This is a genomic window from Ureibacillus sp. FSL K6-8385 (assembly GCF_038593155.1).
GTDB classification, from domain to species: Bacteria; Bacillota; Bacilli; order Bacillales_A; family Planococcaceae; genus Ureibacillus; species Ureibacillus terrenus.
In genome coordinates this window covers 2,041,224-2,065,094 of the sequence record NZ_CP151968.1, presented here as the reverse complement: position 1 = coordinate 2,065,094, position 23,871 = coordinate 2,041,224, and the positions used below count along the sequence as shown (strand labels likewise).

Genomic DNA, 23,871 nt, shown 5'->3' with positions numbered 1-23,871 from the left:
AATAGAGAATCGGGGAGAAAAGGGAGTGTCTCATATGCCAGGTATCACGCAGCTCCAGCCGGGAGACGAAGTAAATCAATTTTTGCTAATCAAACAAGCGACAAAAGGTGTGACAACGGTAGGAAAGCCGTTTATGACGCTGATATTGCAAGATAAAAGCGGAGATATAGAAGCAAAGCTTTGGGATACAAATGAAGAGCATGAAAAAATATACCAGCCTCAAGTGATTGTCAAAATTGGCGGTGAAATCCATGAGTATCGCGGGAAAAACCAGCTTCGCATCAAACAAATCCGCCCGGCAAGACCGGAAGACGGCGTCCAAATCAATGATTTAATCCCTTCCGCTTCCACTCCAAAGGAAGAACTGTTTGAAGAATTGACCCAATATTTCTTTGAAATTAAAAATCCTAAAATTTCCAGAATCACCCGATATTTGATGAAAAAATACCAATTGGAGTTATCCGTTTATCCTGCCGCTACCAAAAACCACCACGACTATGTTTCAGGGCTGCTCGACCATATTGTGCATATGTTGAGGCTCGGAAAAGCCCTTTGCGAATTATACCCGACTTTAAATAAAGATTTGATTTATGCGGGAATTATTTTGCATGATTTGGGAAAAGTAAGGGAATTGTCAGGCCCTGTTTCCACTTCTTATACGGTTGAAGGAAATTTGCTTGGGCATATCTCCATCATGGTCGATGAAATCGGCCAGGCGGCGAAGGAATTGGGGGTTGAAGGGGAAGAAGTGACGGTTTTGCAGCATATCATCCTTTCCCATCATGGCAAAGAGGAGTGGGGCAGCCCGAAAAAGCCGATGATTCAAGAGGCGGAAATTCTGCATCACATTGATAATATTGATGCGAAGATGAACATGTTGACGAGGGCTTTAAGCAAAACGAAGCCCGGAGAATTTACGGAGCGCATTTTTGCCATGGATAACCGGTCATTCTATAAACCGAAATTCACCGAATCTTGAAGATTGGGGGCGGAATTGGGGAAGCGAAAAGTTTTCCCGTCCGCTCATTTTTGTTTTTGCTGGATTTGCCGGTTTGCGGAGGGAAGAAAATCGGCAATTTGAAAAACAAATGGCCCGCAATCAAAATTGCGGGCTATTGATTTTATTTATTGTTTTGATCCGATTTTTGCTCTTTTCCTTCTTTATTGGCTTCGCCTAAGTAATCATTGAATGCATCTTTCAAATCTTTGTCTTTTACTTCAAGATTGGAATCTTTTAATATTTCGATTATTTTTTTCTCCAGCAAGACTTGTCTGATTTGATTTTCCTTATCTTCCAATGATCCGAAATCTTTAATTTCCCGTTTGCCTGTTACTTGTATAATGTGATAGCCGAATTGGGTTTTGATCGGTTTGCTGATTTCGTTTGTATTTAACGAATAAGCCGCATCTGTGAATTCATCCACCATATCGCCGACCGTAAACCAGCCGAGTTCCCCACCGTTTTTGCTGGTACCAGGGTCTTTTGAATATTCTTTTGCCAATTTAGCAAAATCTTCGCCTTTTTGAAGCCGGTTGTATAGCTCGTTTGCCGATTTTTCATCATCCACTAAAATATGGCGTGCGTTCAATTCATATTTTGCCTTATTATAATATTCTTCAATTTCTTCTTTGGAAACCAAGTCTTTTGCGGCTTTTTCAAGCAATATTTGGTATTCGATATTGTCTTTGAATTGTTTCTCCGTCAGCCCTTGCATATCCAAATAGGATTGGTAGGAATCCCCAAGCTGTTTTTTTAATGCGTTAAAGCGTTTGTCGACTTCTTCTTTTTCTACATCATACTTGCTTTTCAGAATATCAGTGACAACAAGATTTACAATTGTAGATTTTCCGTATGCGGCTTTCAACTCATTATAAAACTCGTCTTTTGTCACTTCGCCATATTTTGTTGAAACAACCACATCATCTTTTGCTTTTTCCTCAGAAGAGGAGTCGGTGCAAGCGGATAATGCAAAAACGGATGTCGCTAATGCAATGGCAACAAATGCTTTTTTCATAATCTCACTTTCTCTCCCTGTATATAAATTCCAATTTTAACTATAACATAGACGGATCAAAAACGAAATGGTTCCACTAATTATATTTGCCTATGCACCTCATCAGGTCATGCATAGTATAGGCAGTAGAAACGAAAGGAGGTGCCGTTATGGGTCAAAGCTATGGTGGCGGATATGGAGGTAGCTCTTGGTTCGCGTTGTTGGTTGTGTTGTTCATTTTATTAATCATCGTTGGTGCAGCTTATTTACACTACTAATCCCCAAAAGATGAGCTAAAGGGAATCCTTTAGCTCTTTTTATTTATGTGAATTGGAATATTGAATCCATCTATATTAAAATTTGCTTGCCCAGTACACCTCAATATAAAAGCATATGAGCAGGATGGTAATTAAAATGTTGATGGTGCTGAAAATTTTGGTTTGTTTTTTTTCGGGAATTTCTTTTTGCATGCATAATGCGTAAGTCATTCGGTTGATTTGGAATAGGTATAGTACTGAAAATAACACTACCACTAATAGAAGCAAAATGGTTCCTCCCCTCTATCACTTCCCTTAAGAATATCAGAAAATGCCGTCATTCCACAAGAGAGTTCACGATTCTTTAGATTTTAATTGTTAGAAGTTTTTGAATTTCTCAGGAGGAATCAGAATTTCGTATCCCTTCGGCGTCTCCTCGATTACAGCATTTTTTGGCGCGTTCACCAAGTTTATAAAATATAATATGTCGACCAAACAAATGGAACAATGATATCCGAGCAGTATACACGCATAATGCGAGTATTGGGGGAGGAGAATCGCTGCGCTGAGCAATAAAATATTCAATACAATAAAAGGGGTTATAAGAATAAACATATACCTCTTTTTCGGAATCATTTTTTTGATCCGGATATGAACAATCGGAATAAATTTCAGCTCCAGCTTCCATTTCAGTTTTACTGATTTTCGATAGGAAAAGAGAGAATAGTAATGGATGATTTTATGCAAAGGGTAGATCAGCAAAAGAATCAATAGAAATAAGAGAAAGTTTCCTTCTTCATATTGTATCGGCCGGTTGATATTCACAAAAACAAATGAAAAAGAGAAGACAAGGACAAAAATAATCACCGAGTATAGGACAAGGCGGGTTATGCGATATTCACTTTTGATATTGAGCGTTTTCCAGCAATGCATAATGGCTACCTCTCCGTATAAATTCAAGAAAATTGTAAAACAAAAAAGCCGGTTGCGCTAATCATTTCCTCAAAAAAAAAGAGTGTACCAAATACACTCCCCTAAAAATCCCCAATTGCTATTTATTCATCAGTATCTCGTTTTTTATGACCACTTGATCTTTATCTTTTTCTTCGATGGATTCTTTAAAGTTTTTGAAGGAACGTTCAAAAATTTCGATAAAATCCTCTCCGTAAATATTTCGAATAATTGCCATTACATCTAAAAATTCTGGAAATCTTCCATACAATTCTTTTAATGCTAGCGAACCTTCCAAAATGGAATGTTCTGTATCCAGGTAGTGGTCATACATGCGGAGCACCAGCTCGGCTCCTTTTGGAGTCAGTTCAACGTACGTATTGCGCTTATCGTCATCGCGCTTCGAAAATTTAAGAAGCCCGCGTTCTTCCAATTTTTTTGAGAAGTTGAAGGCAGTTGATACGTGCATGACCCCGAATCTTGCCACATCGGAAATCGAAGCGCCTTGCAAATGATAAGCGATCCATAAAATATGGTGTTCGTTAATGTTTAAATTAAATGGTTTGATCCATTGCTGCCAATCTTTTTCGACTGCTTTCCATAACGCTTTTGAAAGTTGAGCGATTCGCTGGCTGTAAATCATGGCTTCTTTCAATGTATAAGATTCCACAGTCATTTCGATTCACCTTCTTTTTATAAGATTTGAAAATATTATAGCAATAAAAGAAAAAAGTTTAAAGTTAGAAAAATTAAATAAATGAAAAGTGATTAATAAATGTTATTTTTTAATAAAAAATAATAAAAAAATGAAACGAAAGACTGTGATTTTGGTTCTAAAGACCTACATTTTTTTAGAGTCGCCTTTTTTTAGTTGTGATAAATTATTCTCGATTTCGCTGATGCTTTTCTGTAACATTTCTATTTCTTCTTTTAATTTTTGGGAATCCGGTTTAATTTCTTCCTTGTATTTGGAGATGGAGGCTTTTAATTCCGATAATATTTTTGGAATAGTAATTTTTGCTTCGTTGGATAATATTATCGCGGAATTTTTTAAGTCATTGATCTGGGTTTTTAATTCCCCCATGGTAATTTTCAGATTATTTGCCGTGCTTTTTACATTTTTTCTCAATTGATTGCCGGTTTGCGGTGTGGTGAAAAGTGCTGCGGCAACGCCTGCGATCACTCCGGCAGACAGCCCGAGGAAAAATGGTTTCGCCCGCATGATCATCTCTCCTTTATTATGTACTTTATAGTATGTAAAAAAGTTGTTTAAATTATTATTAAATTCGGTACATATCCTTATTAAACCAGAATTGGGGGAAATAAAAAAGCTATCTAAGCAAAAACTTAGATAGCTTCTTTTTTTATTTTATAATGAATGTGTGACAGAAGTTTCAAATTTGGAACGTTTTAGCAAGTTTGTCAAAATTGGATAAATGATGCAGAATGCAACGATATTGGCAATGGTTGCAGGAATGACGCCAGTCGCGAACATGATGCCAAAGGCTGCCGGCATATCGCCTACAATGAGCAGCAGCATGGACAGGAAGACTGTTCCTGACAACAATGTTCCCAAGCCAATAAGGATGGCGTATACTGCAAAATTTTTTGCGAATTGGTTGATTAAATATACGACGGCCAAAAAGATAAAGCCTGTGACAAGTTTGTCGATGATGTTTGGAATGAGGGATCCCGGAATGCTTGAGAATAATCCGGAAAGAATTCCCGTTACAATTGTAAGTATAAATGTATCCCGGATTGTAGGGAACAGGATGATTCCGACGAACATCATCGTCAACATCATATCCGGTTTAATGCCACCGCCGATTGGGATAGGCGGCATCACAAAATACAATGCTGTTCCAATACCGACCAAAAGGGCCATTAGTACTAAATTTTTCGTTTTCATACTGATCTCTCCTCCGCTAAACTCTGCTCAACTTTCCTGACTCGCTGTATACCGTCTGTCAGTGAAATTTTAATAGTATGATAATTGTAATCTTAATAGAAATAATTTTCAAGGATTTTTAATAGAATATTAGAAAAAGACTGGCCCATTGTTACTATTTTGAGCCAGCCTTTCCACTTATTGATTTACTGATTCAAATTTTCCTTGATTTCTTCCGCAAGGGCTTTTAATTGCTCAGGAGTGAATTCATCTTTTTTCGCTTCCCAACGGACTTTATAGCCATCGTCTTCCCCGTAGCGCGGAATGAAGTGCAAATGGTAATGGAATACGGTTTGTCCTGCCAATGCCCCGTTGTTATTGAGGGTATTCATTCCTTGCGGATTAAATGCTTTCTTGATGGCGTTTGCAATTTTTGGCGCGGCCGCATATAAATTTCTTGCCACGTCTTCAGGCATTTCAAAGATATCTTTTACATGCTGTTTTGGAATCAATAAAGTATGGCCTTTGGATAGCGGAGCAATGTCCATAAAAGCTAATACATGTTCATCTTCATATACTTTCGTGCAAGGAATGGAACCTTCGATAATCTTGCAGAAAATGCAGTCGCTCATTTCATCCAATCCTTTCTTACAAAATTTATCTACATTTTAACATATTTCATATGATGAAGACATTTTCTAATTTTGATACACTGTAGAAAGAATAGGAGTGTTGGCTATGTTGGAACTAAAGGATGTAACTGGAGGATATACAAGAAAACCGGTCATAAAAGATTTGAACTTTTCCATCGGACAAGGAGAATTGGTCGGGCTGATCGGGCTGAATGGGGCAGGAAAAAGCACAACCATTAAACATATAATTGGTACGCTTATACCGCAAAAAGGGGAAATCCGGTTAAATGGCGTAACCTTGCAGGAAGATATTGAAAGATATCGGTCATCCTTTTCCTACATCCCGGAAACGCCTGTATTATATGAAGAATTGACGTTGAAAGAGCACCTGGAATTAACGGCGATGGCATATGGCATTGACGAAAAAACGCTAAAGGAACGGGCGGGAACATTATTGGAAGAATTCCGGATGGAGAAGCGCCTCAATTGGTTTCCATCCCATTTTTCCAAGGGGATGAAGCAAAAAGTCATGATCATGTGCGCCTTTTTGGCAAATCCTCCATTATATATTATCGATGAACCGTTTGTGGGGCTTGACCCGTTGGCCATTCAATCATTGCTAGGCCAGATGTCGGAAAGAAAAAAGCAAGGGGCTTCCATTTTAATGTCCACCCACGTTTTGTCAACGGCTGAAAAACATTGCGACCGGATCATTTTTCTCCATGAGGGACGGGTCCGCGCACAGGGGACGATGGACGATTTGCGGAAAGCGTTCGGCATGCCAAATGCCACATTGGATGATTTGTATATTGCCATGACGAAGGAGCAGCAACATGAATAATATGGCGGATGTTTGGTCAAAGCGGTTTGAACATTATCTTTTGGAAGTTCAAAAATATATGCGTTATGTCTTTACCGGGCATTTGGCGATTGTATTGGTGTTTGCGATCGGGGCGCTTGCATATCAATACAGCGAATGGCTGCAAGTGGTGCACAAGGATTTTCCGGCAGAATGGCTCGTCGGGCTAGTGGCGGGCATCGTTGCCGCTTTTTCCCGTCCGGTGACATTGCTCAGAGAGCCGGATCAGGTGTATTTATTGCCTTTGGAAAAGAAAATGCACATTTATTTTAAAAAGGCGCTGAATTGGACGTTTTGGTCCCAATTGTTTCTGCCCGCGATCCTTTACATTGTTGCGATTCCTTTATTAAACGCGGTCACTGATTTATCAACCCTCAGAATTTGGCTGGGGCTGTTATTTATTGTCGTTTTAAAATATATTCATGTCCAGGCGGAATTCCATTACCGCTTTGCCAATCGCGGGAATTATGTGGTGTACGACCGCATTGCGCGGATGGCGGTATCCATACTGGCGGTCCAGTCCATATTATCCGACCAATTTTGGTGGGCTTTCATCTTTTTATTACTTCTGATGGTGTATGACCAATCGTTGAGCAAGCGGGCAAAAGCCCAGCCGATTCCTTACGAGCATTTGGTCAAGCTGGAACAAAACCGCATGATGGCGTTTTATCGGTTCGCCAACTACTTTACCGATGTGCCCCACATCCGGGGGGCGATCAAGCGGAGAGCCTGGCTGGACGGCATTTATAAATTGGTTCCTAATAAAAAGGAAAATACGCAAAGTTATTTGGTGTTCAGAACTTTTGCGAGAACCAATGACCATTTTTATTTGTGGGTGCGCCTGACATTGATTTCAGCGATTATTGCGCTGACGATTGATATTCCGGTTGTTCTGTGGATTGTGGCGGGAGCGTTGAGCTTTGCGACGACAATCCAGTTGAAATACGCTTTATTATCCTCATCGGATTTTCGGATGGACATGCTATTTCCGATAAAAGAAAATCAACGCAAACAGGCGGTTCAGAAGCTGCTGCGCATCTTTATGGCGATTCAAGCAATCATTGTGGCGCTTTGCGCCATTGGACAACCGCTGTTCTTCGTTCCGGCCGTCATCGTGGCCGGGGTAAGCGAATTGACATTCCGTTTGTCGAAGGATCCGGTTGTTCATTTATAATTTGAACAAGCTTTTTTGAATATAAGCGGCTTGCGCTCTCTTGAATTGAGAGCCCAAGCCGCTTTTGATGTCATTAGAAAAGAAAATCTGTTCGGAAATGCTATGTTTTTTTTTATTAACCGATAGCAAAAAAATTATTATTCTCCTTAATGCCGCTTTGTTTCCCTCTTTGCAAATCCATCATTTGATTAGAATGATCCCGGTAAATATTAAGGAAATGATGAGATGGCAAATCCTTTGAACCTGCCGAATATATCCGTTTTTTCAGCATAAGTATTATTAATACTTTTGCTTATGGAGGGTTCCAAATGAATGACAAAAATGTCATGAGGAAAGTTTGGATCGCCAGTTTGGTAGGCAGTTCGATTGAATGGTTCGATTACTTCCTGTACGGCACGGTGGCAGGGCTTGTATTTTATAAGGTATTCTTCGTAGCGGATGATCCGACGGTCGGATTATTGCTGTCATACGCTTCCCTTGCGCTTGCATTTATCATTCGGCCATTTGGAGGCATCATTTTTGGATATATAGGCGATAAAATCGGGAGAAAACGGACGCTTGTCTTAACATTGTCCATCATGGGAATTGCAACGGTATTGATGGGGCTTTTGCCTACATATCAAGCCATTGGGGTGGCGGCACCGATTATTTTAATTATTTTGCGATTGGTGCAAGGGCTTGGAATCGGAGGCGAGTGGGGAGGGGCTGTCCTGCTTGCCGTAGAATATGCTCCAAAAGAAAAAAGGGGATTTTATGGGGCTTTTCCGCAAATGGGTGTCACAATCGGACTGTTTTTGGGGTCAGGTGCGTTGTCTTTCATCACAGCCGTTGTGTCTCCTGAAAGTTTTATCGCTTGGGGATGGCGCATACCTTTTATTTTAAGTGTGTTGTTGGTCATTTTTGGACTTTGGATCCGCAAAGGATTGGATGAGACCCCGTCTTTTATAAAAATGCGGGAAGCCGGGGAAATTTCCAAACTGCCTTTTGTGGAAATCTTTAGAAATCAATGGAAGGAAGTCATCATTGCGGTTGGAGGAAAAGTTGTCGAAACGGCGCCGTTTTATATTTTTTCCACTTTTATTGTTTCCTATGGGACGAATCATTTAGGCTTCACAAGTTCGCAAGTGCTGATTTCCATAATGATTGCCACCATCGTAACAACCCTATTGATGCCGATTATGGGCAGATTATCCGATAAAATCGGCAGAAAGAATGTTTATATTTCCGGAGTAAACGGGATTATATTATTTGCCTTTCCGTATTTTTGGCTGCTGGAGCAAAGAACGTTCATAACACTTCTCATTGCTACAGTATTGGGATTAGGGGTTATCTGGTCTCCGATTACGGCAGTGCTGGGGACGATGTTTTCCGAAATTTTCGATGCAAGGGTCCGATATACAGGAGTTTCGTTGGGATATCAAATCGGCGCGGCTGTTGCGGGAGGAACGGCTCCATTGATCGCAACATGGTTATTGGTTCAGTTTAATAACTCTTATGTTCCCGTTGCATTATATATCATTTTGACGGCAATCATTTCTTTAATTGCTGTAATCACTGTGAGAGATAAAAGCAACCAGGAGCTGGGGGAGTTTAACAAGCCGAATAATGAGGTTGAAAAGGAATTGAAAAACATTCTTAATAGATGGAGAAAGTTAATCTCAAATTCTCCAAAGAAAAAATCGCCGCAGATGAGAGCAGCGAATGATGATGGTACGTCCAAAAAAAGTATAAGGGGAATGTGAATCAGAAACCGGCGGAAAAACCGCTTTTGGGGGAAGATGAAGAAGCAAAAACTGTTTCAAGTCCGTTTTGCTTCTTTTGTGACTGGAAGTTGCAAAGGCTTCCATAAAAAAGCTTTGGAACATTATATATAATAGGAAAAGATTAATTTTTGCGAAAAGCTGACTCGGAGATTGGGTCAGCTTTGATTGTGTTTCGGTCAGAAACCGACTAAAAATTGCTGGGGATGCTTTCAAATCGATCATAACTGTCAAGCCATTTTATCGTAAGCAAACTTGGCAATTTAGTCGTTTCATAATGGATTTGTATATATTTTTTGCATTTTACGGTCGCCAAACATTCAATGCGGTCTTCGATCAATACTTTGTAAGTGCCGACATCCGGCAAAGTATAATAGGGAAGTACGCCGTCTTTTTGGCAATACTTGATTTTATAAAAATCTCCGAGCAAGTATTGAATCTCCCTTATTTTTCGTTCTTTGAGATGTTGCCGTATCAAAGTGGAACTGATTTTCTCGTTTTTCCATTTCAGCTCATTGACCACTGTCAATCCGATATTTTTCTTTGCCGTAAAATCCTCCAATGTTTTCACATTGCCCATCGCTTTTGCCCCATAGGTATAATCGAAGCCGCACACGATTTCCTTTGCATTCAATGCGACAATATATTTCTCCAAGAATTCATCGGGCATCAATCTTGCCAACTCTTTTGTAAAATCTGCCAGGTAAAAAATATCCACACCAAGCCTTTTTAATTTCTCAATTTTTTGCTCAACCGGCTCCAGATACATGACATCTTCCGAAAAGAGCACGCTTTTCGGGTGCTGCGAAAAAGAAAGGACAGCCGTCAATAATCCTTTTTCGTCCGCCTTCTTTTTGGCGCATTGTATCACCTTTTGGTGCCCTAAATGGATGCCGTCAAAATAACCGAGGGCCATGGCCGCCTTTGGGGCGGTCTCCGCAATTTCCTGCAAATTGCCGTGATGGATATGGACTACTTTCATGGCACCACCTCTCTTTTAGATGCCAAATTTTGAGCCACTTCATAGATTAAATCTTCTTGTCCGCCGACAGCTTTCATTTCCCCGACTTTCATTAAAATGTCCCGCTCATCGATGCCGAATTGTTCCGCGGCATTTTGGGCGTGCAATAAAAAGCTTGAGTATACCCCCGCATAACCGAGGATTAAGCTGCTTCCTGTAATTTCCTGCGGCTGTTGCATGAGCGGGGCGATTACGTCATTTGCCGTATCGATCAAATTATACAAGTCGATTCCTGTTTCGTAACCGAGGCGTTCCAACACAGCCGCCATGACTTCCGTTTGCGTGTTGCCTGCCCCTGCTCCCAAGGCCCGCATGCTTCCATCCACGTAAGTGGCGCCGGCTTTAATCGCCGCAATGGTGTTGGCCAATGCCATTGACAGGTTGTTATGCGCATGGAAGCCGATTTCGCATTGCAAGGCCTGCCTCAGGGCGGAGATTCTTTCCGTGACATCTTTTGGCAACATGGCTCCTGCGGAATCCGTGACATAAACGATTTCTGCGCCGTAGCTTTCAAACAGCTTGGCCTGCTCCACTATTTTTTCGACGGGCGCCATATGGCTCATCATTAAAAACCCGACCGTTTTCAGGCCCAAGGAACGGGCCAATTCGATATGTTGCGCCCCGATGTCCGCTTCCGTTACATGGGTCGCAATACGGGCCATTTTCACCCCCAAGCTGGCCGCGCTTTGCAAATCTTCTTTCGTTCCGATTCCCGGCAAGAGCAGGACCGAAACCTGGGAAGTAGTACATTCGGATACGGCCGCTTCAATGAGTTTCAGTTCATCCGTCTTGGAAAGTCCGTATTGCAGGGAAGAGCCACCCAAACCGTCTCCGTGGGACACCTCAAAATAAGGGACTCCCGAAGCGTTCAGGCCTTTAGCGGCAGCACGGACTTGTTCGACCGTAAATGAGTGGCGGACTGAATGGCTGCCATCCCGCAAAGTTACATCGAGAACATTCAATTTCATAGGACGCCCTCCTTTTGCTGCAAATGAAGAGCCATTTCATTGCCCACTTGCACCGCCGCCGCCGTCATGATGTCCAAGTTTCCGGCATAAGCGGGCAAATAGTCTGCAGCGCCGTTTACTTCAATGAAGACCGATACTTTGTTGCCGTCAAAAATCGGTTCGGATTTTAATTGGTAGCCCGGCACGTATTTTTGGACGGTTGTCACCATTTCATGAATGGATTTCGAAATCGCTTCTTCATGTCCCTGTTCTTCCACCAGAACATGGATTGCATCCCGCATGATGATCGGCGGTTCTGCAGGATTTAAAATAATAATGGCTTTTCCTTTTTTTGCCCCACCGACCATTTCGATCGCTTTTGCAGTCGTTCTGGTAAATTCATCGATGTTTGCCCGCGTGCCGGGTCCCGCGCTTTTGCTGGCGATGGTGGCCACAATTTCGGCATAGTCTACCGGGACAACCCGATGAATGGCATGAATGATCGGAATGGTTGCCTGGCCGCCGCATGTCACCATATTGACATTGGGCTGATCGATATGTTCCCTTAAATTGACGGGCGGCACAGTAAAAGGGCCGATTGCCGCCGGTGTCAGATCGATCACTTTCTTATTTGCGGCAGTGAGCAGTTCGCTATGGCGTTTATGGGCGTAAGCGCTCGTCGCATCATAGACGATATCCACCAGATCCAATTGATCCATCAACCCGTCAATTCCGTTAGAAATGGTTTTATACCCGCGTTTTGCAGCGCGCTTTAACCCGTCGGAGTCTGGGTCGATTCCGATCATGACGCTCATTTCCAAATAGGGGCTGCGTTCGATTTTATACATCAAGTCTGTTCCGATATTTCCGGATCCAATGATTCCAACTTTACATTTTTTCATCGATTCACCACTTTCTGCATGATGTTGACCTTTACGTCTCCAAGGGGGCCGAAATCCGCGACAAATTCATCGCCCTGTTCAAACGTCACCGCTTTCGACAATGAACCGGATAAGACAAACATTCCAGGTTCGATGGAAATTCCGTACCTCCCGACTTCGTTTGCAAGCCAGACAACAGCATTCAATGGATTTCCCAAAACGGCAGAGCTTGAAGCCTGATCAAGGATTTCGCCGTTTTTCCAAACGGTCATTTCGATATTCGAAATATCTTCAATGTCTTCAAGAGAGGTACGTTTTTTTCCGAGAATGGCGCCGGCAGATGAGCCGTTATCCGCGACTGTATCCTCGAATCTTATTTCCCAATTGGCGATGCGGCTGTCGATAATTTCTGCCGACGGAACGACATAATCCGTCGCATCGATGACATCCTGGACAGTCACATCCGGCCCCTGCAATTTTTTCTTAAAAACAAAGGCAATCTCAAATTCGATTTTTGGTTGGATGAAAGGGTGCGCAGGCAAAGGCTGATTTTCATCGTAAATCATGGTATCCAATATAAACCCGTAGTCGGGTGTATAGACATTCAGCATTTCCTGTATCGCTTTGCTTGTTAGGCCGATTTTCAGCCCTTTGATGCGGGCCCCCTCCCGGACTTTCTTTTGAATGAGCGCCAATTGGATGGCGTAAGCGTCTTGTCCGTTCAACTCCTTGTAGGCGCCGGTCAACGGAGGGATCGGCTGTTTTGTCCGTTCCGCCTTGAGCAGCTGTTCCGCAATCAATTGAATATCCATGGGCGACTCTCCTTCTTAAGCTTCCACTGATTTTAATTCCGCCAATTGGCGATACTTTCCGCCAAAGAATAAAAGCGGATCTTTATCTTCAAATCGCAAATCCACAACTTTTCCGACAAACAGTGTGTGGTCGCCTTCAATATGCTCGGACACCACTTCGCATGCGATTTGCGCAATGGCGCCTTTTAATACCGGCTGTTCAGCCAACGCTTCGAATTCCACAACCGCATTCGGCTGTCCGGCAAAGTGGCGGGAATAATGTTCCTGGTCTTCCGCCAAAATGTTGACCGTGTATTTTTTTGATTGTGAGACTTTATTGATGAACTTTGTATTGTGGCCAACCGAGATTAAGACAAGCTTGGGATTTAAAGAAACGGACATAAAGCCGTTTGCCGTCATTCCATGTGTTTCGCCTTCATGATGCGTTAAAAGGACTGTGACGCCTGTGGCGAATTTTCCCATTGCGTTTCTGAATAAACGATCGTCCATTGCAATCCCTCCATTTGTCAATTTTTAATAAATATTAATTTAAGTCCGGAAGAAAAAGCATTATATTTTTTTATTAAAAATTCAGAAAAAATCCATAAAAAAAACCATAAAAAAAAATCGGCGGTTTTCGAGATTTCTATTTTTAAAAAATTCAGATTTATCAAAGGTTTTTTGAATATTGACCGAATTTTTTGTGACGAAATTGTGAATGTTCGATGTCCGTGAGTGAGGTACGGTTGAAAAATATTGGTTCTTGTAAAATTTTTTTTTTTTGCATAGAATTCTTTCCAAAGGATTCACGATATTTCAAAAAATTCCCATTTTATTGGAGTTTTGCAGGTTTAAATGGGACTTTTGTTGGGGGTGATGCAAAAACAAAAACTATTAAAACAATAATATTTTTGAAAGCGTTTTAAATTTGGGATGGGGGAAAATCAAAAAAGCAAAGGGGGACCTTCTATCATGCGTTGGATTATTTTAGGTTTTCTATTTCTGATTTCAGTATTGAATTATACTGATAAATCTGTATTGGGACTCGCTGCAGATCCCATCATGAAACAACTTGATCTTTCCTATGACCAGTTTGGTTTTGTGGGAAGTGTTTTCTTTTTTGCATATGCGTTTGGAAGCATTATTATTGGCAGTTTAACTTACCGTTTTCACTCAAAATATCTATTAATTTTTATAGCTATCGGCTGGACTTTATCGATGATACCTGCCTACTTTGTAGAATCGTTGGCCCAATTGGCGATTTTGCGCGCTGTTTTAGGTTTCTTCGAAGGAGGGACCTACGGGGTATGTATCATGCACCTTGCTCGCTGGTTTGCCAGCTTGCAGCGCGGGGCCGCAACTGCGATTATGACATCCGGCACGACGGTTGGCACGTATGTTGCCGCTCCATTAATCGTCTTGGCCATTACCGGTCTAGGATGGCAGCATACTTTTGCTCTTTTAGGTTTGGCGAGTTTGATTTGGGCAACAGCCTTCTTCTTTATCAGAAAAGAACCGAAGGAGCCGATTGTCGAAGAAGTGAAATCCCTGGCTTCCAATCAGGAAGTTCCATTCAGCAAAGTTCTCAAAGTTTTCTTCAATCCATATGTATTGTCAATCCTTTGCGTAGGATTTGTTTCAATGTGGATTACCACTTGGGTGCTTACATGGGCGCCGACATATTTGACAAAAATTGTCGGACTTGAACCATCCACGATGAGTGTCGTGTATGCCGGAATGGGGATTACGGGAGCGTGTTTCGCAATACTTCTTGGAAGATTTACCGATATATTATTTAAAAAGAATAAAAGCCTGATCAAGTCCTATGATCGCGTATTAGTAACGGTATTGATTGTCGGCGCGATTGCCTACGCCGCCACAACATTCGTTACATCGCCGGTTTTGGCCTGCGTTTTCCTTGGAATTGGACTAGTCATGAATACTACTTTGCTGCCGCTCAATACGGCCATTAAGTCCATGATTATTCCGAAAAACCTGGTCGGAACCGTTTCGGGCTTGTCCTTATCCATTTCAAGTATGGCAGGCGTCATTGGGCCATGGGTGACCGGCGCGCTGGTAACACTTGCGGGAGAAAATATCCGTTCAGGGTTTAATACAGGGGTGCTCGTGATTGTAACGCTTTATGTATTTACCGCTGTGGTCTTATTGGCTACTAGAAAGATGAAAATTACGGCAGATGCGAAAGAAAAGGAAAGAGCACTGCAAGTCGCCAACCAGGAGTTGGAAGTAGTACCGGAACAATAAAAATGGGGATATGGGACAAAAAAAAACGGACTATAAACACTATTCGAACGGTGTTTATAGTCTTTTTTGACGTTTTTTGTCCGGCAAACCGGTTTAAACGGAGACTTTGTCGAAATGGAGTGTTCCAGATAGGATTAATGCCTGTATGATCAATAAAATATGCGCGGCCGTCGAAGCGTTTTTAAGAGAAATTTGCAGTTTATCCTCAATCTGTTTGATGCGATATTGGATGCCTCCGATCGATAATGCCAGTTCATCCATTGTTTCTTTCAGGCGCTGGTTGTTCAGTAGAAAAACATACAATGTATATAACAATTCCTTTTTGCGGGGATCGTCAAAGTTGTATAAATCTTTCAGCGTTTTTTTCGCCATTTCCTGGATCTGTTCGATGCTCAAGTTATTGACTATATCCCCGAGAATCCCCAAATCATCGTAGTATGTGATCAGTTTCTTGTTTGGGAACCGCTGCGCGATTCTGGCCTCTTTCAGCGACCGTTCAAATTCTTTAAAATTGTTGAATGTGCTGCTGAGTCCGGTTGTATAAATATAATTTTCATTCTGCCTTCCCAAATTTTCCATCAGCAATTCGATTTTCTTTTTCCATCTTTTTTTCTTGTCGTTGTTTTGCGAGATTAAGAGCGCAATTTCTTCGCCGACAATGGAGAAAATGCATGGCAAATCCCATACTTTTGCCAGTTTGGACAGTTGAGTAATCTGATCATGCAAATCGATGATTTCGTTTTGATGTTTCTTCTGCTGGATCTGGATGATCCCTGTTGCATATGGGGGCTGGAATTTGAAAGGCAAAAATTTGTAATATGATTCAATATCCTTGATATTCTGGTGGTGAATCAGACGTTCCAGCAAAGAACTGCGCATCCGCTGCTGCTCTTCGAATTGGGCTTCTTCATACAAAATGCATAATGCCACGACTGTTGAAATGCGGTCCAAAAATAAATAATCGATTTCTTCCACTTCTCTTTGGTCGAAATAGCAGAAAGAACAAGTGGCATAATGTTTTTTCTTAATAAAAACCGGTGTTGTCAATTTCCTGTAATGTTTGCTTTTGTAGTGGCACGCATTATGTTTATTGTCGATTTGCGAAAGTTCGGCTTTTTCGGTTTGGATCAGTTGCTGCTGGCTTTCTGTAAGCCCGATCTGGCTTAGCCGGTTTCCGTGCACATCTTCGATCAAAATAGGGATGTTTAACAATTCGTATGCGGTTTCAATAATTTCGTCCAAAGAATATTTTTCAGTCACCTTTTTTGTAAGCTGGCTTTGGAAGGTTGATATTTTTTCCAACATTTGCTTGTGGTGGAGCAAAGCATCATAAGTCATCTCAAGCTCGGTCAAAATATTGTCGTTCAGGTATAAATCAATTAATTCTTCTTTCTCCTCCAGCCAATCTTTTTCCAGCCGCACCTTAAATTCGCAAACGGGGTCGCCCTTCGCGACGCATTTGTATTCAATGGCAATGATTGATTCGCCAAATTCATATGACAAAGCTCCGCTTGCAAATCCGCAAAGCATATGGCACACGCATTCGTCCGACAATCCATAATTTTTCAGATGTATTTCCGCTTCGATGGATTCCACCCATTGCCCCCACGTATTGATGCATTCCACCTTCCCGTCCGGATGACGCACGATTTCCCCGTGAAAAATAACATCTTTTACGTGGCCCAGCCGGGAGTGTCTTTTGCCTACCTGGCTGTTTGCGTGATTGCTAGCCAAGTATTTTTTTGCCGCTTCCATCCCAAATTCTTTTCCAAATCTGAATAAGAACCCCTTTGTTTTATTGGAACCGATATTATTAATTAAGTTGTTCTTTAGAGTGTAAAACGCCTTGGCCGACATCAATATATTCTTCGTTTCGTCAGTGACAAATGAAACTCCGCTCATAACGTGAACCTCCCCCCAAAGATATAAATTCTCTTTATCTATAGGATACCCTTCATTTTTCAATAAATTTTAAAGATTCTCGCCGCGTTTTCAATAAAAATTAATATATTAATTGAAGTTCACAAAATATATACTCTTCATCAAACGAAAAACTGCAACAGAAACAGGAGGGGTTAAGGTGTCGATTTTTGAGGGGTTTCACAGCAGCTACGTATTAGCAAACGGGGTAAAAACGCATTATTCTTGGGCTGGAACGGAAGGACCGGCAGTCATTTTGCTCCACGGTGCGGGACCCGGGGCATGCGGGGCGGCAGGATGGCGTTTTATGCTGCCGGCTTTGGCGAAAGCCGGTTTTCGTGCATATGCCGTTGACCAATTGTCAATGGGGTTCACGGATACAAGACCCCATGCATGGCCGGTGAATGGACATCAGAGCTTGGTCGATCATGTGCATGATTTCATAGAAGCTTTATGCCTCGACGAAGTTTCCCTTGTAGGAAATTCGCAAGGCGCTTATGTGGCGGCAAAATATGCAATCGACCATCCTGAAAAAGTGAACAAAGTCGTGCTCATTGGAAGCAATACCATCTACCAGGCAATGCAGGAAGTTCCCGAAAGAAAATTGCGGTCTTTCTTTGAAGTCATAGGCTATGACTATACGGAAGAATCTTTGAGAAAGTTTTTGTACCGCAACTCTTCCCCGGACACTCCAATACCCGAAGAGCTGATCCAATTGCGGCATAAAGCTGCAACTCGTCCCGGGGTGAAAGAAGCCAATGATGCTTTTGATGCTTATATAAAGAGAATGAATGAAGAACCAAAGCTTTGGGATCGGTTCTGCATCAAAGATTCGCTGCCAAAGCTCAAAATTCCGGGGCTGTTCATTTGGGGCAAGCAGGACAACATAGCGCCGGTAGAGACGGCTTATAAATTGGAGAAGCTGCTGCCGAATTTCAGATTCGAATATATAGAGAATTGTGGCCATCAAGCCCAAACAGACCAGCCGGAAGTCGTGAACAGGCTTGTGATTGATTTTTTGACGGCGGATAAAAGCCAAGGGGTCACAATTGAATAAATTTGGATTGAAAGGAATGATCAAATGGTAACAGTGGTAGAAAAGAAAGCGCTTTATGACAGCATGATGCAAAAGGCGAAGCGAATCGGCGAAGCTGCCGAGCAGGAAGCGATGGAAGCGGAGCAAAACAGGACAATCTCTCAGCGGGTTGCGGATATTATCCGCGAAGAGAAAATCCACCGCCTGATTTTGCCGAAAGAATTCGGTTATCCGCAACTTGACTGGCGCACCTATGTGGACATGATCAGCACCGTCGGATACTATAATTTATCCGCTGCATGGCTGACGTATTTCTTCTGTCTGCATAATGCCTGGGTTTGTTACTATCCGAAACATATCCGGGATGAAGTGATCAATCAGGGGGGCTTTGTAGCGGACGTTTTTGCTCCGGTCGGAAAAGTGGAACCGGTCGAAGGCGGCTACCTCATTTCCGGAAAATATCATTTTGTAAGCGGCATCAACTATTGTGACTGGGTCGGCGTCGGGGCGATGATGAAATTTGACGACAATGATAAACCTGAACGCGTCGGAATTTTATTGAAAGTGAAAGATTTGAAGATTGTCAAGGATTGGGATTCCCTTGGCCTCAGAGGTACAGGGAGCAATACCATTATTGTCGATAAAGTATTCGTGGAGCCTGACAAAATTTTGCGCTTCAGCAAAATTATCGAGAAAAGCCAGCCACCTTACGATGATTTCGATGAAGATTATCTGTACTTTAACACACCGTTCTATCCGGGATTTTATGTGGGGTTTGCGGCGATGGCCCTCGGCGGAGCACAAAGGGTTCTCGATGAATTTAAAAAGCATACGGTGGGACGCGTACGGTTTTCGGGAGTGAAGGAAAAAGAGTCCCCAACAAGCCAGCGGGTGCTCTCGGAGTTGACGCTTGAATATATTTCCGCCAAATGCTTGATGGAAGAATATATCAAAATGATGGAAGCCGATAAGGGCGGGCCTTATGAAGGAGCCAAGTACAAAGCGATTCGTGCGAAAATCATTGATAAATGTGTCAATATCGGCACGAAGGCGTTGTTGACCCTGGGCGCCCATGCGGTGGTGAAAGGCCATCCGGTTGAATTGTTCACTCGTGATTTAATGACGATCGGAACACACATTACATCTTTATATGAAGATGGAATTATCGGCTACGGAAGACATCTCTTCGGAATAGAAACAAATATTCAAGGTTAATAGTATTTTAAAACACTATTAATATATTGGTAAACATACAAAAAGTAATAATGGGGTGGGAGAAAATGGAGAAATTTGTTGTTTTACCTGAAATTGCAAAATTGGGACATGTTGCTTTAGTATCCGAGAATCTTGAAAAATCCCTATGGTTCTTCCGGGATGTACTGGGACTGGAAGAAACGGAAGAAGTAGATGGTGTCCACTACTTGCGCGCATGGGGGGATTTTGAACACCATACATTGTCCGTCAGAGCCGGCGAAACATCCTATATTGACCATATTGGATGGAGAACAAAAAGGCGTGAGGATGTAGCGACATTTGCCAAAATATTGGAAGATGCAGGAACTGAAGTCCGCTGGATTAAAGCGGGGGAAGAAAGGGGCCAGGGAGAAGCGATCCGTTTTGAATTGCCAAGCGGACACCGGTTTGAACTCTATTATGATATGGAGAAAACACCGGCAGATCCGGAAAGAAAATCCGTTTTGAAAAACCAGACGTATAAGGCCTGGAGAAAAGGCGTATCTCCGCGCCGAATCGACCATATCAATCTCCAAACATCCGTCAATAACCTTGAAGTCGTGAATTTCTTGAGAGAGAAATTGGGATTCAAATTGCGTGAATATTTCGTCAATAAAAACGATGAACAAGTCGCAAGCTGGCTATCGGTGACCCCATTGGTTCATGATGTGGCCATCATGACGACAGACCGTTCGAAAAAACCGAATGAAATGCATCATTTGGCATATTGGTTGGACAACGCGCAAGACTTGCTTCGCGCGGCAGATATTTTAAACGAGGCGGAAATCGAATTTGTGGGCCCCGGCAAACACGGCATTTCCCAAGCGATGTACGTTTATGTAAAAGATCCGGGAAGCGGCTTGAGAATTGAAATTTTCACGAATGGCTATTTGATCTTCGAACCGGATTGGGAGCCGATCAAATGGACTTATGAAGAATACTTGAAATACGGTTCGACTTATTGGGGAGACCGCCGCCGGGATGATGTGGACCGTGAAGCGCAAATTCGAGAATTGATTCAATCAAGATAATGAAAAAAGGCACCAGTATTCATTCTTTGAATACTGGTGTTTCTTGCTAATATCAGATGTTAGTGGGTGATAATATTGATGGCGATGATAAAAGTATTGATGCTATCCATTATTGGCGGCTACATTTTCAGCAAGTTGCACATCCCGATTCCATGGATGCTGGGCCCTATTGTTGTTCTCATCATCACCCAGTTTATCCATAAAGGCGAGTTGAAGTGGCCAAGACAATTGGGCGACTTGGGTGTCGTCATCGTCGGAACGGGCATTGGTCTGCGCTTCAACATTCATTTGTTTGAAAGCGCGGGTTTCATTTTATTATATATGTTTTTATTGAATGTCATTTTGATAGGCGGTGCGGTTGGAATTGCGTATTTGATCAGCAGATTCAGCAAAATGCCGTTAAGGGCCTCCGTGTTGGGAGCCATTCCGGGAGGGCTGAGCCAGACGGTCCTTTTTGCCGAAAGGGAAAACATAGGGGAAGTTGGTTCGATTTTTTATTTTCAGGTTATCCGATTATTGCTGGTGGTCATGATCGTGCCCTTCATCGTGGCCGGCCAGGCGGCTGGTCAGACAGGGGATGCAAAGTTTTCGGTAAGCCTTGTTTTCATAATTGCCATGACATGGGCATTTTCCGTTTTCATGGACCGCATTCATTTTCCAGTAGCCCAATTTATTGCTCCCATTATATTATTAATTGCGCTGCAGCTCGCTACCCCTTTGACAATGCCGCAAATCCCGGGCCTGGTGATGGTCATCGCGCAGCTGTTCATCGGCGCCCAAATCGGTTTAAAGCTGACCCCGGAGAAGGTTCAATTGCCTGTCCGAGTTTTGATAGGCGGCGTGATGAGCGCATTGGCTTTAATCGCTTTGACCTTGGGTTCAAGTTTTATCATGTCGTTTTTAATGGACACCAAGTTTACAACCAGTTTTTTAAGCACAGCTCCGGGCGGAATCGATCAAATGGTTTTATTGGCTGACGCAGTGAATGCGGATATATCGATTGTTTCGTTATTCCAAACCTCCAGGCTGCTCTTCATTTTTATTATCGTCATGCCATTGTTGAAAGCAATTTTCCGTTGGAGAGAGAAAAAAGAGAGAATCTATGAACAGAAAACCAATGTGGAGAAAGTGAATGTATAAGATAAAACGATTTGAAAATAAGGGGAAAAAGCAAAGGTTGATATTCCAAGAAAAATTGGGATTATGCAATGACGGAAAATTTTGAATGGGGAACCAAACAGATGGAAGATGGCGTTTATAAAAAAGCTTTGGAACATAAATGAATGAAATGAAAAAAGCTGATCCGATCCGCGGGTCAGCTTTTATTCATTGTTTTCATGATCCTTCTTTTTCGGCTTCGTGCCGGTATAAGCCGCCATGTATGTTTTGGCGTTGAAAATATTGTCTTTTTTGACACCAAGAGAGAAGTTTTCGAGTTCTTCGGCAAACGGGTTATACTTTTTCCAAATTTCGAAAGAATGTTTATCAAACCATTGCAACAGAATGATATAAGTTTCCGATTTTTTTGGGCGGAGCAGCCGGTATGCCATTAATCCCGACTGATCTTTCAATCTTTTCAACCGTTCTGTCATATTTTTTTCAAAGACCGGCCTGCCCTCGTCGGAAACCGGAATATGGTAGAAAGTGAAGAAACCGGATTGTTCCAGATTATGAAACCCGTCCACCACCTCATATTTCTGTGGTGTTTGGAAAACGGTTTTCTTTTCGGTTTCATGAAGCAAAAGCGTTTCGTTTGCCCCATAAAGAATATACATCGGTTCTTTCTCATATTTCTGGTGCAGTTTTTCCATGAATTGAGGGGTTCCGGCAGTTATATAGAAGTTCATTATTCTTCCTCCTTCGCTTGAAAAGAATCCGGCTTTGCCCTTATGCCTTAATTTTGTCATAAACGGAAAAGAAAGATTGGCTGCTAAAAGGACAATTTTATGACATTTAGCAGAGAAAGCTATACAATTGAGAAGGAACAGTATATGTTGAAAGGGATCAATGATTTAGTAGATTATTTCTTAAGTTATAGTTATTATAATGAATTGTAGCCATTTTTTTCGATGAAAATCTTGCAAAGTAATGAATTGAAATCGATTTCATTGCTCTTTTCGTCAAATGATTATTTTTTGAGGGGAAGGTAAATACAGATGAGGCAAATAAACGACACTCTAATCAGGGCAGCAAAAGGAGAAAGAACGGAATATACGCCTGTTTGGTATATGCGCCAGGCGGGACGTTCCCAGCCGGAGTACCGGAAATTGAAAGAGAAATACAGCTTGGAAGAAATCACGAAACAGCCGGAGCTTTGCGCATATGTGACAAGACTTCCGGTGGAACAATATAACGTCGATGCGGCGATCCTTTATAAAGATATTGTGACGCCTTTGCCTAGCATCGGAGTTGATGTGAAAATACAACAAAGCGTCGGGCCGGTAATATCCAATCCGATTCGAAGCGTGGAAGACGTGGAAAGATTGGGCGAATTTTATCCGAAAGAGCATACGCCATATGTGCTGGAAACGATCCGGATTTTGACGGAAGAACAATTGGATGTTCCATTAATCGGATTTACCGGGGCTCCTTTTACTTTGGCGAGTTACATGATTGAAGGCGGTCCATCCAAAAATTACAGCAAGACAAAATCATTTATGGTTTCCGATCCAAAAGCCTGGTTTAAATTAATGGATAAATTGGCGGATATGATCATTGCTGATATTACGGCACAGGTGGAAGCGGGCGCCAGCGCCATCCAGGTTTTCGACTCCTGGGTAGGAGCCTTGAATGTTGAAGATTACCGGGTATTCATTAAACCTGTTATGACCCGGATTTTTGCGGAATTGCGAAATGAAAATGTTCCATTGATTTTATTTGGTGTGGGTGCAAGCCATTTAATTAAAGAATGGGATGACTTGCCAATTGATGTGATCGGTTTGGATTGGCGCATGCCGATACGGAAAGCGCGTGAAATGGGAATCGAAAAAGCCCTTCAAGGAAACTTGGACCCTGCTATTCTGCTTGCGGACTGGCCTGTCATTGAACGGAGAACAAAAGATATTATTGAACAGGGAATTGAAGTGCCAGGCCACATCTTTAACCTGGGACATGGAATATTCCCTGATGTAAATCCGGAAGTGTTAAAACGGCTTACTGCATTTGTTCATGATTATAGCCGAGAAAGAATTGCAAAACTGACTCATGAATAACAAAAATTATTTGAGGTGA

At 42.2% G+C, this 23,871-nt stretch carries 25 protein-coding genes; 11 read left to right on the top strand and 14 right to left on the bottom strand.

From position 1 onward, the window contains the following. The first annotated feature begins 34 nt into the window (after positions 1-34). On the top strand, positions 35-979 hold the full coding sequence (gene yhaM, locus NST62_RS10255; RefSeq protein WP_141602320.1) for a 3'-5' exoribonuclease YhaM: 945 nt from the start codon (positions 35-37) through the stop codon (positions 977-979). Between the two features lie 142 nt (positions 980-1,121). On the opposite strand, the gene NST62_RS10250 is transcribed toward yhaM, so the two are convergent. Beyond that, a complete protein-coding gene (locus tag NST62_RS10250) occupies positions 1,122-2,015 on the bottom strand; it encodes a peptidylprolyl isomerase (RefSeq protein ID WP_141602319.1) in 894 nt (297 codons plus the stop codon). 149 nt (positions 2,016-2,164) lie between these two features. Here NST62_RS10250 and NST62_RS10245 point away from each other — a divergent pair, with 149 nt between their 5' ends. Then, positions 2,165-2,272, top strand: a complete 108-nt coding sequence (locus tag NST62_RS10245) for a YjcZ family sporulation protein (RefSeq protein WP_141602318.1) — start codon at positions 2,165-2,167, stop codon at positions 2,270-2,272. 75 nt (positions 2,273-2,347) lie between these two features. On the opposite strand, the gene NST62_RS10240 is transcribed toward NST62_RS10245, so the two are convergent. From NST62_RS10240 to NST62_RS10215, 6 genes are all read right to left on the bottom strand, one after another. Then, positions 2,348-2,539, bottom strand: coding sequence for a hypothetical protein (locus tag NST62_RS10240; RefSeq protein WP_141602317.1), 192 nt, complete (start codon positions 2,537-2,539; stop codon positions 2,348-2,350). A 90-nt stretch (positions 2,540-2,629) separates the two neighbouring features. Then, positions 2,630-3,184, bottom strand: coding sequence for a DUF3267 domain-containing protein (locus tag NST62_RS10235; RefSeq protein ID WP_342462854.1), 555 nt, complete (start codon positions 3,182-3,184; stop codon positions 2,630-2,632). Between the two features lie 118 nt (positions 3,185-3,302). Then, complete coding sequence (locus NST62_RS10230; protein ID WP_181733239.1) at positions 3,303-3,884, bottom strand: HTH-type transcriptional regulator Hpr; 582 nt, start codon at positions 3,882-3,884, stop codon at positions 3,303-3,305. A gap of 159 nt (positions 3,885-4,043) precedes the next feature. Continuing rightward, complete coding sequence (locus NST62_RS10225) at positions 4,044-4,424, bottom strand: YtxH domain-containing protein (protein ID WP_141602314.1); 381 nt, start codon at positions 4,422-4,424, stop codon at positions 4,044-4,046. 147 nt (positions 4,425-4,571) lie between these two features. Further along, positions 4,572-5,111, bottom strand: coding sequence for a tryptophan transporter (locus NST62_RS10220; RefSeq protein ID WP_342462853.1), 540 nt, complete (start codon positions 5,109-5,111; stop codon positions 4,572-4,574). Between the two features lie 185 nt (positions 5,112-5,296). Continuing rightward, complete coding sequence (locus NST62_RS10215; RefSeq protein ID WP_141602312.1) at positions 5,297-5,722, bottom strand: HIT family protein; 426 nt, start codon at positions 5,720-5,722, stop codon at positions 5,297-5,299. 100 nt (positions 5,723-5,822) lie between these two features. Between NST62_RS10215 and NST62_RS10210 the strand changes: the two genes are divergently transcribed. The 3 genes from NST62_RS10210 to NST62_RS10200 all read left to right on the top strand — a co-directional run bounded on the left by NST62_RS10210 (position 5,823) and on the right by NST62_RS10200 (position 9,497). After that, complete coding sequence (locus NST62_RS10210) at positions 5,823-6,563, top strand: ABC transporter ATP-binding protein (RefSeq protein WP_141602353.1); 741 nt, start codon at positions 5,823-5,825, stop codon at positions 6,561-6,563. Beyond that, complete coding sequence (locus NST62_RS10205; protein ID WP_141602311.1) at positions 6,556-7,755, top strand: ABC transporter permease; 1,200 nt, start codon at positions 6,556-6,558, stop codon at positions 7,753-7,755. The genes NST62_RS10210 and NST62_RS10205 overlap by 8 nt, the downstream gene beginning before the upstream one ends. 308 nt (positions 7,756-8,063) lie before the next feature. After that, complete coding sequence (locus NST62_RS10200; RefSeq protein WP_141602310.1) at positions 8,064-9,497, top strand: MFS transporter; 1,434 nt, start codon at positions 8,064-8,066, stop codon at positions 9,495-9,497. A 208-nt stretch (positions 9,498-9,705) separates the two neighbouring features. Here NST62_RS10200 and NST62_RS10195 read toward each other — a convergent pair whose 3' ends face one another. Genes NST62_RS10195 through NST62_RS10175 form a run of 5 tightly spaced genes read right to left on the bottom strand, consistent with a single transcriptional unit; the run spans position 9,706 to position 13,665 of the window. Then, positions 9,706-10,497 carry an FAD synthetase family protein gene (locus tag NST62_RS10195; protein ID WP_141602309.1) on the bottom strand — a complete coding sequence of 264 codons (792 nt, stop codon included), beginning with the start codon at positions 10,495-10,497 and terminating at the stop codon, positions 9,706-9,708. Then, positions 10,494-11,504, bottom strand: a complete 1,011-nt coding sequence (dmpG, locus tag NST62_RS10190) for a 4-hydroxy-2-oxovalerate aldolase (protein WP_141602308.1) — start codon at positions 11,502-11,504, stop codon at positions 10,494-10,496. The genes NST62_RS10195 and dmpG overlap by 4 nt, the downstream gene beginning before the upstream one ends. After that, the gene (locus NST62_RS10185; RefSeq protein ID WP_342462852.1) at positions 11,501-12,385 is read right to left on the bottom strand and encodes an acetaldehyde dehydrogenase (acetylating); all 885 of its coding nucleotides are present in this window, start codon (positions 12,383-12,385) and stop codon (positions 11,501-11,503) included. Before NST62_RS10185 ends, dmpG begins: the two co-directional genes overlap by 4 nt. Continuing rightward, complete coding sequence (locus NST62_RS10180; RefSeq protein WP_141602306.1) at positions 12,382-13,176, bottom strand: 2-keto-4-pentenoate hydratase; 795 nt, start codon at positions 13,174-13,176, stop codon at positions 12,382-12,384. The genes NST62_RS10185 and NST62_RS10180 overlap by 4 nt, the downstream gene beginning before the upstream one ends. A 15-nt stretch (positions 13,177-13,191) precedes the next feature. Further along, a complete protein-coding gene (locus NST62_RS10175; RefSeq protein WP_141602305.1) occupies positions 13,192-13,665 on the bottom strand; it encodes a flavin reductase family protein in 474 nt (157 codons plus the stop codon). 462 nt (positions 13,666-14,127) lie between these two features. Between NST62_RS10175 and NST62_RS10170 the strand changes: the two genes are divergently transcribed. Further along, a complete protein-coding gene (locus NST62_RS10170; protein WP_328219739.1) occupies positions 14,128-15,420 on the top strand; it encodes an MFS transporter in 1,293 nt (430 codons plus the stop codon). A 93-nt stretch (positions 15,421-15,513) separates the two neighbouring features. On the opposite strand, the gene NST62_RS10165 is transcribed toward NST62_RS10170, so the two are convergent. Next, a complete protein-coding gene (locus tag NST62_RS10165; protein WP_141602303.1) occupies positions 15,514-17,322 on the bottom strand; it encodes a V4R domain-containing protein in 1,809 nt (602 codons plus the stop codon). A 178-nt stretch (positions 17,323-17,500) separates the two neighbouring features. Between NST62_RS10165 and NST62_RS10160 the strand changes: the two genes are divergently transcribed. The 4 genes from NST62_RS10160 (at position 17,501) to NST62_RS10145 (ending at position 21,780) form a co-directional block, all read left to right on the top strand. Then, positions 17,501-18,397 carry an alpha/beta hydrolase gene (locus tag NST62_RS10160; protein WP_328215790.1) on the top strand — a complete coding sequence of 299 codons (897 nt, stop codon included), beginning with the start codon at positions 17,501-17,503 and terminating at the stop codon, positions 18,395-18,397. A 24-nt stretch (positions 18,398-18,421) separates the two neighbouring features. Continuing rightward, the gene (locus NST62_RS10155; RefSeq protein ID WP_141602301.1) at positions 18,422-19,591 is read left to right on the top strand and encodes an acyl-CoA dehydrogenase family protein; all 1,170 of its coding nucleotides are present in this window, start codon (positions 18,422-18,424) and stop codon (positions 19,589-19,591) included. 65 nt (positions 19,592-19,656) lie between these two features. After that, positions 19,657-20,640 (top strand): VOC family protein, encoded by a 984-nt coding sequence (locus tag NST62_RS10150; RefSeq protein WP_342462851.1) that lies wholly within the window; start codon positions 19,657-19,659, stop codon positions 20,638-20,640. Between the two features lie 78 nt (positions 20,641-20,718). Beyond that, a complete protein-coding gene (locus NST62_RS10145) occupies positions 20,719-21,780 on the top strand; it encodes an AbrB family transcriptional regulator (protein WP_141602299.1) in 1,062 nt (353 codons plus the stop codon). A 182-nt stretch (positions 21,781-21,962) separates the two neighbouring features. Here the strand turns inward: NST62_RS10145 and NST62_RS10140 are convergent, their stop codons facing one another. Further along, positions 21,963-22,487 (bottom strand): antibiotic biosynthesis monooxygenase, encoded by a 525-nt coding sequence (locus NST62_RS10140; protein ID WP_342462850.1) that lies wholly within the window; start codon positions 22,485-22,487, stop codon positions 21,963-21,965. Positions 22,488-22,796: 309 nt separating this feature from the next. On the opposite strand from NST62_RS10140, the gene hemE reads away from it, so the two are divergent. Then, positions 22,797-23,852: a uroporphyrinogen decarboxylase gene (gene hemE / locus NST62_RS10135; RefSeq protein WP_141602297.1), complete on the top strand. Its 1,056-nt coding sequence runs from the start codon at positions 22,797-22,799 to the stop codon at positions 23,850-23,852. Positions 23,853-23,871 lie beyond the last annotated feature (19 nt).